Genomic DNA, 13,396 nt, shown 5'->3' on the forward strand with positions numbered 1-13,396 from the left:
CCCGCCTCGCGCGCTTACATGTTGCGGCGGTACTGACCGCCCACCTCGAACAGGGCCGAGGTGATCTGGCCCAGCGAGCACACGCGCACCGCGTCCATCAGCACCTCGAACACGTTGCGGTTCTCGATCACCGCCTGCTGCAGGCGCGCCAGCATGGCCGGCGCTTCGTTGGCGTGGCGGGTGTGGAAGTCTTGCAGGCGCTTGAGCTGGTTCTGCTTCTCTTCGTCGGTGGAGCGGGCCAGTTCCAGCGCCTCGGGGATGGGGTCACCCTTGGGGTTGCGGAAGGTGTTCACGCCGATGATGGGCAGCTCGCCGGTGTGCTTGAGCATCTCGTAGTGCATCGATTCGTCTTGAATCTTGCTGCGCTGGTAGCCGGTCTCCATGGCGCCCAGCACACCGCCGCGCTCGGCGATCTTCTCGAACTCGGCCAGCACCGCCTCTTCCACCAGCTCGGTCAGCTCGTCGATGATGAAAGCGCCCTGGTTCGGGTTCTCGTTCTTGGCCAGGCCCCACTCGCGGTTGATGATGAGCTGGATCGCCATGGCGCGGCGCACCGAGTCTTCGGTGGGCGTGGTGATGGCCTCGTCGAAGGCGTTGGTGTGCAGGCTGTTGCAGTTGTCGTAGATGGCGATCAGGGCCTGCAGCGTGGTGCGGATGTCGTTGAACTGAATCTCTTGCGCGTGCAGGCTGCGGCCGCTGGTCTGGATGTGGTACTTGAGTTTCTGGCTGCGCTCGTTGGCGCCGTACTTCTCTTTCATGGCCACGGCCCAGATGCGGCGCGCCACGCGGCCCAGCACGGTGTACTCCGGGTCCATGCCGTTGCTGAAGAAGAAGCTCAGGTTGGGCGCGAAGTCATCGATGTGCATGCCGCGCGCCAGGTAAGCCTCGACCAGCGTGAAGCCATTCGATAGCGTGAAGGCCAATTGCGAGATCGGGTTCGCGCCGGCCTCGGCGATGTGGTAACCGCTGATGGACACCGAGTAGAAGTTGCGCACGTCGTGGTGCACGAAGTACTCGGCGATGTCGCCCATCACCTTCAGGCTGAACTCGGTGCTGAAGATGCAGGTGTTCTGGCCCTGGTCTTCCTTCAGGATATCGGCCTGCACCGTGCCACGCACGTTGGACAGCACCCACTCGCGAATCTTGGCGGCCTCGGTCTCGGTGGGCTCGCGGCCGTTGTCGGCCTTGAACTTCTCGATGTTCTGGTCGATGGCCGTGTTCATGAACATGGCCAGGATGCTGGGCGCCGGGCCATTGATCGTCATGGACACCGAGGTGGCCGGGTGGCACAGGTCAAAGCCGCTGTACAGCACCTTCATGTCGTCCAGCGTGGCGATGCTCACGCCCGAGTTGCCCACCTTGCCGTAGATGTCCGGGCGCGGGTCGGGGTCGTTGCCGTAGAGCGTGACCGAGTCGAAGGCGGTGGACAGGCGCTTGGCCGGCATGCCTTCCGAGAGCAGCTTGAAGCGCTTGTTGGTGCGGAAGGGGTCGCCCTCGCCCGCGAACATGCGGGTGGGGTCTTCGCCTTCTCGCTTGAAGGCAAAGGTGCCGGCGGTGTAGGGGAAGCTGCCGGGCACGTTCTCCAGCATCAGCCACTTGAGCTGTTCGCCGTGGTCTTCGTACTGGGGCAGCGCCACCTTGCGGATGACGGTGCCCGAGAGGCTGCGGGTGGTGAGCGCGGTGCGGATTTCCTTGTCGCGGATCTTCACCACGTACTCGTCACCGGCGTAGGCCTTCTGCATGTCCGGCCACTGCTGCAGCAGCTTGCGGGCGGTCGGGTCTTGGTCGAGTTCGCGCTGCTGGGCCAGGTCAATGGCGGCCTCGGACGCCTTGGGCCGGTTGGGCTTGTCCACCGCCAGCATGGCGGCGGCGGCGCGCAACTGCTGAATCTCGCGGGCCAGCTTGGCCTGCTGATGGGCGCGGCGCTTGTAGCCGCGCACCGTGTCGCTGATTTCGGCCAGGTAGCGGGTGCGCGCGGCCGGCACGATGGGGGTCTGGTTGGTGCTGTGGCGCACGTTCACCGCGGGCAGGCGGCCTTCGGTGAGCGGCAGGCCCAGTTCACCCAGCTTGGCCTTCAGGGCCTGGTAGAGCGAGGTGACGCCGTCGTCGTTGAAGCGCGCGGCCATGGTGCCGTACACCGGCATCTGCTCGATTGGCGTCATCCAGGCCTCGCGGTTGCGCTGCACCTGCTTGGCCACGTCGCGCAGGGCGTCAAGCGAGCCCTTGCGGTCGAACTTGTTGATGGCCACGAAGGCGGCGAAGTCGAGCATGTCGATCTTCTCGAGCTGGCTGGCCGCGCCGAACTCGGGCGTCATCACGTACATGGGCACGTCCACGTAGGGCACGATGGCCGCGTCGCCCTGGCCGATGCCCGAGGTCTCCACGATGATGAGGTCAAAGCCCGCCACCTTGCAGGCGGCCACCACGTCGGGCAGGGCGGCGCTGATCTCGCTGCCGGTGTCGCGCGTGGCCAGGCTGCGCATGTACACGCGCTGGCCGCTCTGCCACGGGCCAATGGCGTTCATGCGGATGCGGTCGCCCAGCAGGGCGCCACCGCTCTTGCGGCGCGAGGGGTCGATGCTGATGACCGCGATGCGCAGGCGGTCGTCCTGGTCCAGGCGGAAGCGGCGGATGAGTTCGTCGGTGAGGCTCGATTTGCCCGCGCCACCCGTGCCGGTGATGCCCAGCACCGGCGTCTTCACCTGCGCTGCCGCCTCGCGCAACTGCGTCACCAGGGCCGGGTCGGCGTCGCCGTTGTCCAGCGTGGTGATGAACTGCGCCAGGGCGCGCCAGTGGCGGGTGGGGTCGGTGGCGTCGGGCTGAATGGCCGACAGGCTCTTGGGCGCCAGCGCCGAGAGGCTCTTGTCGCAGCGCATCACCATCTCGCCGATCATGCCGGCCAGGCCCATGCGCTGGCCGTCTTCGGGGCTGTAGATGCGCACGCCGCGCTCGGCCAGCATGCGGATTTCTTCGGGCACGATCACGCCGCCGCCGCCGCCAAACACCTGCACCTGCTCGCCACCGCGTTGCTGCAGCAGATCGACCATGTAGCTGAAGTACTCGTTGTGCCCGCCCTGGTAGCTGGACACCGCGATGCCCTGCGCGTCTTCCTGCAGGGCGGCGCTCACCACCTCGTCCACGCTGCGGTTGTGGCCCAGGTGGATCACCTCGGCGCCCATGCCCTGCAGGATGCGGCGCATGATGTTGATGGCGGCGTCGTGGCCATCGAACAGGCTGGCGGCGGTGACGAAGCGCACCTTGTGGGTGGGGCGGTAGTTGGCCAGTGCCTGGTAGTCGGCGGCAAGGTTGGTCATGGTCTGTCTCTCTCTACGGTGGGTGTCAGTCGATGCGAAGGCCCTTGAGGGAAGGGTCTTCGGGCGGGTAACGCAGGTCCAGCGCCTTGAGCGTGTCGCGCACGATGGTGGCGATCATCAGGTTGCGGTGGGTCTTGGAATCGGCGGGCACCACCGTCCAGGGTGCCCAGTCGGTGCTGGTCTTGGCCAGCAGTTGTTCGTAGGCGCCCTGGTAGTCGTCCCATTGCTTGCGCACTTCCAGGTCGCCGTGGCTGAACTTCCAGTGCTTGCGCGGGTCGTCCACGCGCTCTTGCAGGCGCTCGCGCTGTTCGTCGCGGCTGATGTGCAGCATGAACTTCAGGATCACCGTGCCGGTTTCTGCCAGCAGGCGCTCAAAGTCGTTGATGTGGGCGTAGCGCTGCTCGGTCTGCTCGGGCGTGATCCAGTGGTTCACCACCGGCACCAGCACGTCTTCGTAGTGGCTGCGGTTGAACAACACGATCTCGCCGTTGGCCGGCACGCGCTGGTGGATGCGCCAGAGGTAGTCGCGCGCGCGCTCGGGCTCGGTGGGGGCCTTCCAGCCCACGGTGTGCACGCCCAGCGGGCTGGTGCGCGAGAACACGCCGCGCAACGTGCCGTCCTTGCCTGAGGTGTCCATGCCCTGCAGCACCACCAGCAGGCGGTAGCGGGCGTCGGCGTAGAACAGCTCTTGCAGCTCGTCGATCTGGGTGGCCAGCGACTCCACCGCGGTCTTGTCGGCGGCCTTGTCGCCACCAGAGAAAGGCTTGGCCGCGGGGCTCAGGTCGGCCAGCGACACCGCGCGGGCCGAGGGCGTGATCTGCCAGGCGCGCCATGCGCTGCCCTTGGGCGCGCGCAGGGCGGCCTCGGGGAATGGCAGATGGGCGTCACTGGGGCCTGGCATCGCGTCTCCTTGGGCGGCGGTTCAATACCCTAACCGGGTTGTACCAGATTGACGTTAACGTAAACGTCAATGGTAGCGCGTTTCGGCCATGAAAAAAGGGGCGCCGCAGCGCCCCTTGGGGTTTCCGGGGGGGCGGGCCAGTGTGACCCGCGCGACCGGTTCTTACTTGTACAGCACCTCCGGCAGCCACAGGCCGATGCCCGGGAACTGGTACAGCAGGATGATGGCGATGATCTGAATCCCCATGAAGGGCAGCATGCCCGCGAAGATCTGGTTCAACGTCACGTGCTTCGGCGCCACGCCCTTCAGGTAGAACGCGCTCATGGCCACCGGCGGGCTCAGGAAGGCGGTCTGCAGGTTCAGGGCCACCAGCAGGCCGAAGAACAGCGGGTCGACCCCGAAGTTGTCCAGCAGCGGGATGAAGATGGGCATGAAGATCACGATGATCTCGGTCCATTCCAGCGGCCAGCCCAGGATGAAGATGATCACCTGGCTCAGGATCAGGAACTCGGTCTTGGACAGGTTCATGCCCAGCACCCATTGCTCCACCAGTTCCTGGCCGCCCAGCAGCGCGAAGGCCGCCGAGAAGATGGCCGAACCCACGAAGAGCCAGCACACCATGGCGCTGGTCTTGGCCGTGAGAAAGACCGATTCCTTCACCACGCCGAAGGTGAGCTGCCGGTAAGCCGCTGCCAGCACGAAGCCGCCAAAGGCGCCAACCGCTGCCGCCTCGGTGGGCGTGGCCAGGCCGAACACGATGGAGCCCAGCACCGCCAGGATCAGGATGAGCAGCGGGAAGAAGCTGCTCAGCAGCATCTTGAACACCTCAAGGCGTGCATAGCTCATCAGGGCATAGAACACGGCCAGTGCCAGGGCACCCACGCCCACGCCGATCCAGTAGCCCGTGGGGGCGGGTTTGCTGGTGGGGCCAGTCTCGCCTGCCGGCGTTGGGGTGGCACCCGGTGGCAGGGCCACGCTGTCGGAGGGGCTGGCGGGGGCTTCGGCTTTCTCGGTGGCTTCTTCTTCGGCACCGGGCGGGGTCGACACGCCCTCATCCGCACCTTCGGGCTCGCTCAGGCCGCCCGGAGGCTCGGCCAGGCCGTCTTCGCTGCTCGTCTCGCTGTCCTGGCCGGCGCCCATGGGCTGCAAGGCGTCAAAGGTTTCCACCACGGGCACGGTGGTCACGCTCTGATAACTCAGGCCGGCCACGGCCACGAACAGCACCAGCGGCATCAGCAAGATGCCCAGTTGGCCCAGCAGAAAGCGCGTGGACACAGCCTGGTTGTTCTTGCCCTTGAGGGCTTGCACCAGGCTGGCCGGGGCCCAGGCCTGGGAGGTGGCGCCAATGGCCTTTAGCGGCGAGGGCAGGGGCACCGCGCGCTGCTCGGCCGTCAGGGGCGGGGCCCAGGCCGGCTTGATCTTGGCCATGATGATCACGTACACGATGTACAGACCGGCCAGCATGATGCCGGGGAAGAACGCGCCCGCGTACAGCTGCACCACCGACACGCCAGCCGTGGCGCCATACACGATCAGCAGCACCGAGGGCGGAATCAGGATGCCCAGGCAGCCACCAGCGGTGATGGCACCGGCCGACAGGCGCACGTCGTAGCCGGCGCGCAGCATCTGCGGCAGCGCCAGCAGGCCCATGAGCGTGACGACCGCGCCCACGATGCCGGTGGCGGTGGCGAACACCGCACAGGTCACCAGGGTGGCCACGGCCAGCGAACCCGGCACACGCGCCAGCGAGAGGTGCAGGCTGCGGAACAGCTTCTCGATCAGGTTGGCGCGTTCGACCAGGTAACCCATGAACACGAACAGCGGGATGGAGATGAGCACGTCATTGCCCATCACCGAGAAGGCGCGCTGCACCATCAGGTCCAGCGTCTGCTTCAGTGCACCGGCCGCGGTCTGGTCGCCCGAGTGGTAGGCGAAGAACGCGAACAGCATGCCCATGCCCATCAGGGTGAAGGCGGTGGGGAAGCCCAGCATGATGGCCACCACCACCAGCGACAGCATGAGCAGGCCGTAGTGGCCGTTGGTCATGGTGTCCACGCTGAAGACCATCGCGAGCGCCGCCGCGACGATCAGGCCCATCAGGGTGAAGCCGAAATACAACTCCTTGCGAATCTTCATCACTGGCCGCCTTTCTTCACCACGAGGCTGTCCAGCGCTTCGATGTCGGTGTCTTTCACGTGAACCATTTCTTTGAGCTTGTCGACGTCAACTTCTTCCACGTCTTCCTCGCGCGAAGGCCATTCGCCAGTCTTGATGCAAATGGCGCAGCGGATGATTTCGACGATGCCTTGCAGCAGCAGGAACGCGCCGGCTAGAGGCACCACGAACTTGAACGGGTACACCGGCAGCGGGTCGGCGTTGAACGTCTGTTCGCGAATGGCCAGGGAGTCTTGGAAGAAGCCCCACCCCGCATAGGTGAGGGCGATGATCCCGGGCAGGAAGAAGATGAGGTACAGGATCAGGTCGATCCAGGCCTGGGTGCGCGGCTGAAAGAAGCCGTACAGCACGTCACCGCGCACGTGGCCACTCTTGGCCAGGGTGTAAGCACCGGCGGTCATGAAGAGCACCCCGTACAGCATGATCTGCGCGTCCAGCACCCAGGCGTGCGGTTTGTTAAGCACATAGCGGGAAAACACTTCCCAACTGATCAACAACGTGAGGCCAACAACGCTCCAGGCACAGGCCTTGCCGAACCACGTCGACAGCCGGTCCACGGTCAGTAATAGTTTTTGCATGAGATTTCCCGAAACAGAAAAGGGCGCCCGCAGGCGCCCCCATTCACCAGCCGGTCATCACGACTTCTTGGCTCCGCGGCCGAAGTAGTGGTTGTAGGCCATCTTGAAATCGACCATGTAGTCGTTCTGCCACTGGCCAGCGCGCTGGGCGAAGGCACGCTGCGAATCGAGCACCTTCTTGAACAGCGGGTTCTCGGCAGACTTCTTGGCGATGGTCTTGTCCCAGGCGGCGAGCTGGGCGCGCAGGATGGAGTCAGGCGTCTTGTAGAACTTCACGCCCTGCTTCTTCAGTTCGATGTAGTCCTGCGAGTTGCGCTCGATGGCCTTCCAGCTCATGTCGGCGCTGGCGGCCTGCACGGCGTAGTCGATGATGGACTTCAGCTCGGGGTTCAGGGCGCGGTACTTGGCGCCGTTGAACAGAATCTCGAACTGCTCGCCCGACTGGTGGAAGCTCTGCAGCATGCAGTTCTTGGCCACGTCGGGGAAGCCCAGCACGCGGTCGCTGGAGGCGTTGTTGAACTCGGCGGCGTCGATCAGTCCACGGTCCAGCGCGGGCACGATTTCGCCGCCCGGCAGCGGGTTCACCGCGGTGCCGAGTTCGGTGAACACGTCAACGGCCAGGCCCACGGTGCGGAACTTCAGGCCCTTCATGTCTTCGACCTTGGCCACCGGCTTCTTGAACCAGCCCAGCGGCTGGGTGGGCATCGGGCCGCTCATGAACGACATCACGTCCATGTTCAGCGACTTGTAGATCTCTGCCACAAGCTCCTTGCCGCCGCCATAGTTGTGCCAAGCCAGCACCATGTTTGGGTCCATGCCGAAGGCCGGGCCCGAGCCCCACAGCGCCAGGGCCGAGTTCTTGCCGTAGTGGTAGGCGATCACACCATGGCCGCCGTCCAGCGTGCCCTTGGCCACGGCTTCCAGCAACTGGAAGGCGGGCACCACAGCGCCAGCCGGCAGCACTTCAATCTTCAGGCGGCCACCCGCCATGTCGTTCACCTTCTTGGCGAAGTCGTTGGCGTACTCGTGGAAGATGTCCTTGGAAGGCCAGGTGGACTGGAAGCGCAGCGTGGTGGTCTGCGCCGACGCAATCATCGGTGCCGACATGGCGCCAGCGGCCACCGCTGCACCCTTGAGCATGCCGCGGCGGGACGTAATGGTCTTCTTTTCTGTCATGTGTGTCTCCGAATGTGGTGTGGGGAACAGACCCGAAGAAGATGATGCGCCCTCGAGCGCCTCGGCGCGGCAGGGTTTTTACGAGGTTCGAGGCGCCTGCGCGACGAACGTGTCAGGAAACTGCCAGGGGTATTCGGGTGCACCCCTAGGCATTTGAAAATTGCTTCAAAGAGCAGTGAATTTTTTGGGCCTGGTGGGTCTTACGTCCGAATGATGTGGATTTTTGGGTGCTTACCTAAAATACTGAACGGAGTATGTTGTGGCCTTTGTGGCCCCAGGAGTTCAGCATGACCGTTGTCACCGATCCCGAGCGCAAGCGCGCCTTGCTTTTGCGCCTCAAGCGCGCTGAAGGCCAGCTTCGCGGCATCCAGAAGCTCATTGAAAGCGACGCCGATTGCGAGAAGGTGGCCCAGCAACTGGCCGCCGCGCGAAAGGCCCTGGACAAGACTTTCTTCAGCCTGGTGGGTTGTGTCATTGCGCAGGGCGAGGTGCCCGCCGACGACGTGGCCGACATGCTGACCCGTTTTTCCTGAGAGACCACGCCATGAAGCCGCTGCAGTTGTTCGACCCCGCTTCCAGCACCTACACCTACGTGCTGTTCGACCAGGCCACGCGCGAGGCCGTCATCATCGACCCGGTGGACGAGCAGATAGAGCGCGATCTCGCCACGCTGCGGGAATACGGCCTGCGCCTGCTCTGGACGGTGGAGACCCATGCCCACGCCGACCACATCACCAGTGCTGGCAAGCTGGCCGAGCTGGCGGGTGCGCGCACGGCTGCCCCGGCTGGTTGCGGCATTGGCACCGCCGCCGTGCAACTGCAACACGGCGACACGCTGAGCTTTGGCGCGGAAATGCTCAAAGCCCTGCACACGCCCGGGCACACCGCGGGCAGCATGAGTTATGTCTGGCGTGACCACGTGTTCACCGGTGACACGCTGCTCATCAATGGCTGTGGGCGAACCGATTTCCAGTCAGGCAGCGCGCACGACCTCTACCGCAGCCTGACGCAGGTGCTGTTTGCCCTGCCCGACGACACCACCGTCTGGCCTGGCCACGATTACCAGGGGCGCACCCATTCCAGCATCGTGCAGGAAAAGGCGACCAATGCCCGTGTGGCAGGCAAGTCAGAGGTCGAGTTCGTGGCCATCATGGACGCGCTGCAGCTGCCCAAGCCCCGCCGCATCGACGAGGCCGTCCCCGCCAACCTCACGTCGGGGCTGCGCCACGATGCCGAGGGCGCGCTGCTGATGGTGCCTCGCGCCCCTGCGGTTGGCGCCGGGGCCTACGCGGGCGATGTTTCACCCCAGCTGGCCTGGCAATGGGTGCAAAGCGGTGAGGCGGTGCTGGTGGACGTGCGCACCGATGCGGAGCGCGAGTGGGTGGGCTTTGTCCCCGAAGCGGTGCCTGTGGCCTGGAAGCAGTGGCCCGGCATGGCCCTGAACCCCGCCTTTGACGCCCAGATCCAGGCGGCGGCCCAGGGCCGCAAGGTGGTGCTCTTGTGCCGCAGTGGGGTACGTTCGGTAGCTGCGGCCAAACGGGCTACTGAACTAGGAATCGAGGCTTACAACATTCTGGAGGGCTTTGAAGGCGACCCTGACACCCATGCCCACCGGGGATGTCGCGGCGGCTGGCGCTATCACGGTCTGCCCTGGCGCCAGAACTGAAGGCGCCGCCTGTCGGTATTCCTGCGTCAAACTTGAGTCGAAAGCGTCACAACCCCTGTCAGAACTGACAGGGGCGGTGTGGCTTGTCACGCATTTCTTTTTTCAATGGGGTCTTCTTTTTTAGAAGGAGATCTCCATGGAAACGCTGGAACACAGCCCTGTCGTCGCTCGCCGCAACCCCACCCTGGCCGCGACTTTGCAGCTGCGCATCGAGAGGGATTTCCAGCCCCGCTGGCAAGCCAATTGGGGTGGCAAGTTCGTTTTGCACGGCCGCCAGCCAGGCCCCAATGCGGTGCGTCTTGACGGCAACGACTACCTCAGCGTGACCGGCCACCCCGACATCGTGGGGGCGCAGGTGGATGCCCTGACCCGTAACAATGAGTTTGTTGTGCAATCGGGCGTGTTTCTTCTGCAACAACATCCAACCCGCGCGCTGGAGATGGCCCTGGCCGACTGGGTGGGCAAAGAAGACGCCTTCGTGTGCCAGTCTGGCTACTCGGCCAACGTCGGCCTGCTTCAGGCCATCGCCGACGCCAATACCCCGGTGTTTCTGGACACCATGGCGCACACCTCCTTGTGGGAAGGGGCTCATGCCGCGCGTGCCCCGGCCTATGCCTTCCGCCACAACGACCCCGACCACCTGGACCGCATGCTGGCCAAGAAAGGCCCTGGTGTGGTGGTGGTGGATTCTGTTTACAGCACCACGGGCGCCCTTTGCCCTTTGGAGGCCATGATTGAAGTGGTCGAGAAGCACCAGAGCATGATCTTGGTGGACGAGTCGCATTCCCTGGGCACGCACGGCCCCGGCGGTGCTGGCCTGTGCGCCGAGCTGGGTCTTACCGACCGGGTGCATTTCATCTCGGCCAGTCTGGCCAAGGCAGTGGCTGGACGCGCGGGCTTCTTCACCGCGCCGGCCAGCATGCGCTACTACATCCTCAGTTCCAGCTACCCCAACATCTTCAGCTCCTGCCTATTGCCGCACGAGGTGGCGGGCTTGAAAGCCACGGTGGGCGTGCTGCAGAAGGCCGATTCGGCCCGCGATCGCCTGCGCCAGGTGACCCGCCGCCTGCGCGATTCGCTCACCGAAATGGGCTACCCCATCCACCAGGGCACCGAGCAGATCATTTCCCTGGAAGCCGGCACCGAGCCGGAAACCATGCGCCTGCGCGATGCACTGGAAGAGCGGGGTGTGTTCGGCGCCATCTTCTGCGCACCGGCCACCAGCCGCAACCGCGCCATGGTGCGCCTGACCCTTAGCGCTTCGCTGACCGAGGCAGAGATCGCACACGTGGAGAACGTTGCCCGTGAGATCGCGCCCATCGTCAAGCCGTGGGACTGGCCCATCGCTCGACGCGCGCGCATGGGCGCAGCTCAGGAGTCTTGAACTCGGCGGTGGTCGTGTTGCAGAAGATGGGACCGGTACCCGAGGATCGGGGCCGGCAGCTCTGCCTCGTCTAGAGCGAAATGGGCACCGAACAGCACGCCATCATCGCCCACTTCGTGCGCGGGGGCGGTGCGTACGGGTCCGCTGAGGCCAAGTTGCTGATGCAGTTCAACGGCCGCGAGAGACTGCCCCGCTTCGATGGCCTTCGTCACGTCGTGGCGAAGGCCAACCGCAGCGGCCAATTCGGCCAGATCGTGAAGGCCATCTGCCATTTCCAGTTGAAACCAGTGGGCCCTTCCGTGCGCATCGAGTCCCAGCAGTCCGAATGGTTCACCCAGCACAACGTACTCGACCCAGTTCTGCTGGGTGTGGTGTTGCAGTGCTTTGGCCACCGACGGGATTTGAAGCAGGGACTGCTGTGCGGGCCGTAATGTGCCGCGCCAGATGGCGTTCAGGCGAGGGTGAGCGGCAAACCCCAGTTTTCGCAGCACGCCAAGCAAATGGCGGGTGATGTCAGTGACTTGTTTGGGAACGAACTGGTCGATCAGACCATCATTGAACGCCTGCACGGCGATTTGTTCGTCCGCCTGCCCGGTGAGCAAAACACGCGAACCGGGCCAATCCAGCATGTTGTTGAGCACATTCAGGCCATTGTTTCCAGGCATGGCGTAGTCCACCACGCAGGTACGGGCCAGGGCATAGCGCTCCGGGTGGTTGGCCCAATAACGCAGCACCTGTGGCACCAGTGCCTGACCTTGACGCCAGGCTTCCACCATTTGCACCTGCCGTTGTGCGTCCGCCTCCCATTGAGCGGGCTCTTCTTGCATGCGCGTCGCGAAACGTGCCGGGCGAGAAAAGAGCTCTGCTTGCCAATGGGCGGGAATTACCATCCCTAGCATTTCAAGGTAGTCGGTGTCATCGTCCAGAAACAGGATGCTGCCGGGTCGATGAAAGAGAGGAATCGTCAGTGCCATTGTGTCGGGGTCATCTGGCAGATGCGGTCGAAGGCGGCGCAGAGACCAGTGGAAGGTCGATCATGAACACGGCGCCAAGTCCTGGCTCGGAATGTACGCTCAAGCGTCCGTGGGCGGACTCCACCACGTTTTTGCAGAACGTTAGCCCCAAGCCATTGCCAGCGCCTGCTTGAGTGGAATAAAACGGCTCGAAAATCCGCGTTTGCAGATCATGTGAGATGCCTGTTCCATCGTCGGACACCGCAATTCGTCCCTTTCCGTGGTGAATCCCCACGTCCAGGCGCAAGTCGCCGGGCTGGGGCGCATTGCTTGCGGCTGCCAGCGCATGCAATGCGTTCTTGAGGAGGTTAGTCAACACCTGACCAAACAGTTGTCGCGATCCTTCAAAGTGAAAGTCCTGCTGGATGTGCACCTGTACGCATTCGCGCTCACGAGAAGATCGGTACGGGTATTGCTCGACGACATCCTTTACCAGTTCGGCGGCCGAAATATGGCTTTGCTCGCGTGGTAGCCGTAGCAATTGGGCGTTTGAAATTTGAGTGTCAATCTGGCGGTTCATGCTGCGCACAAGGTTCTGCAGGCGAGTAGCCAGGTCTTCCAGTCGCTTTTGTTTGCTCTCCGATACATCGGTTTGCGCCAGGTTGCGGATGACATCGCCCATGAGGTTGACGGTCGCCAGTGGCGTGCGCAATTCATGCGCCATCACGCCCATGGTGCTCAAGGTATTGATCAGTCGTGCCCGTCGAAGGTTGGCGCTGGACATGCCGAGCATCAAGCCCATCACCAAGGCAAAGGCCACCACCACCAGACTGGCTTCAGGGTGGGCAACGCTGCTGGGATCGGCGCCAAACAAGATTGCGGTCAGCCAGCCCAGCGAACTGCCGGAGAGCAGGCCCAGCGTGGCCAGGCGCCAATCGGTGGCGTGAAAGTAAATCAGGATCATGGCTGCGACGCTGGCCAGCCAGACCGGGTTTCCGCCATTCATCCAGTACATCCAGGTGAAAAACCAGGGGAGTTGTATCCAAGTGGCGAGACCAAACAATCGCCCGCTCAAGGCAGAACCGGGATCCAGGCGCAGACGGGGCAGAAGGTAGATCAATGCGAGCACGGCCATCGCGGCGCGCATCCATGGGTTCTCGTAGGGCTGAGGAATCCAGCGAGCCCATATGAAATAAAACAACAGATGGCCTGCAACGCTAAAGACCCCAATCCACAGCAATCGCATGCG

10 protein-coding genes and 1 pseudogene are annotated in these 13,396 nt (G+C 63.9%); 4 read left to right on the top strand and 7 right to left on the bottom strand.

Features of this window, described 5'->3' with window-relative positions; all coding sequences use genetic code 11:
• Positions 1-14 precede the first annotated feature (14 nt).
• From icmF to ACE3RQ_RS06070, 5 genes are all read right to left on the bottom strand, one after another.
• The gene (icmF, locus tag ACE3RQ_RS06050; RefSeq protein WP_374520920.1) at positions 15-3,314 is read right to left on the bottom strand and encodes a fused isobutyryl-CoA mutase/GTPase IcmF; all 3,300 of its coding nucleotides are present in this window, start codon (positions 3,312-3,314) and stop codon (positions 15-17) included.
• Positions 3,315-3,339: 25 nt separating this feature from the next.
• Positions 3,340-4,215, bottom strand: a complete 876-nt coding sequence (locus ACE3RQ_RS06055) for a PPK2 family polyphosphate kinase (RefSeq protein ID WP_374520922.1) — start codon at positions 4,213-4,215, stop codon at positions 3,340-3,342.
• Between the two features lie 162 nt (positions 4,216-4,377).
• Positions 4,378-6,351 carry a TRAP transporter large permease subunit gene (locus ACE3RQ_RS06060; RefSeq protein ID WP_374520924.1) on the bottom strand — a complete coding sequence of 658 codons (1,974 nt, stop codon included), beginning with the start codon at positions 6,349-6,351 and terminating at the stop codon, positions 4,378-4,380.
• Positions 6,351-6,968 (bottom strand): TRAP transporter small permease subunit, encoded by a 618-nt coding sequence (locus ACE3RQ_RS06065; RefSeq protein WP_374520925.1) that lies wholly within the window; start codon positions 6,966-6,968, stop codon positions 6,351-6,353. Before ACE3RQ_RS06065 ends, ACE3RQ_RS06060 begins: the two co-directional genes overlap by 1 nt.
• A gap of 57 nt (positions 6,969-7,025) precedes the next feature.
• Positions 7,026-8,144, bottom strand: coding sequence for a TRAP transporter substrate-binding protein (locus ACE3RQ_RS06070; RefSeq protein WP_374520927.1), 1,119 nt, complete (start codon positions 8,142-8,144; stop codon positions 7,026-7,028).
• Positions 8,145-8,431: 287 nt separating this feature from the next.
• Here ACE3RQ_RS06070 and ACE3RQ_RS06075 point away from each other — a divergent pair, with 287 nt between their 5' ends.
• The 4 genes and pseudogenes from ACE3RQ_RS06075 to cqsA all read left to right on the top strand — a co-directional run bounded on the left by ACE3RQ_RS06075 (position 8,432) and on the right by cqsA (position 11,194).
• The gene (locus tag ACE3RQ_RS06075) at positions 8,432-8,677 is read left to right on the top strand and encodes a metal-sensitive transcriptional regulator (protein ID WP_374520929.1); all 246 of its coding nucleotides are present in this window, start codon (positions 8,432-8,434) and stop codon (positions 8,675-8,677) included.
• A gap of 11 nt (positions 8,678-8,688) precedes the next feature.
• Positions 8,689-9,189: pseudogene (locus ACE3RQ_RS06080) on the top strand (MBL fold metallo-hydrolase); the annotation flags it as partial.
• A gap of 204 nt (positions 9,190-9,393) precedes the next feature.
• The gene (locus ACE3RQ_RS06085; protein ID WP_374521201.1) at positions 9,394-9,810 is read left to right on the top strand and encodes a rhodanese-like domain-containing protein; all 417 of its coding nucleotides are present in this window, start codon (positions 9,394-9,396) and stop codon (positions 9,808-9,810) included.
• A 136-nt stretch (positions 9,811-9,946) separates the two neighbouring features.
• On the top strand, positions 9,947-11,194 hold the full coding sequence (gene cqsA / locus ACE3RQ_RS06090; protein ID WP_374520931.1) for an alpha-hydroxyketone-type quorum-sensing autoinducer synthase: 1,248 nt from the start codon (positions 9,947-9,949) through the stop codon (positions 11,192-11,194).
• On the opposite strand, the gene ACE3RQ_RS06095 is transcribed toward cqsA, so the two are convergent.
• Both ACE3RQ_RS06095 and ACE3RQ_RS06100 read right to left on the bottom strand, forming a co-directional pair.
• Positions 11,182-12,168, bottom strand: coding sequence for a response regulator (locus ACE3RQ_RS06095; RefSeq protein WP_374520933.1), 987 nt, complete (start codon positions 12,166-12,168; stop codon positions 11,182-11,184). The two genes, cqsA and ACE3RQ_RS06095, sit on opposite strands and share 13 nt — an antisense overlap.
• Before the next feature lie 10 nt (positions 12,169-12,178).
• Positions 12,179-13,393: a sensor histidine kinase gene (locus ACE3RQ_RS06100; protein WP_374520935.1), complete on the bottom strand. Its 1,215-nt coding sequence runs from the start codon at positions 13,391-13,393 to the stop codon at positions 12,179-12,181.
• Positions 13,394-13,396 lie beyond the last annotated feature (3 nt).

The organism is Hydrogenophaga sp. (assembly GCF_041913525.1).
Lineage (GTDB): Bacteria > Pseudomonadota > Gammaproteobacteria > Burkholderiales > Burkholderiaceae_C > Hydrogenophaga.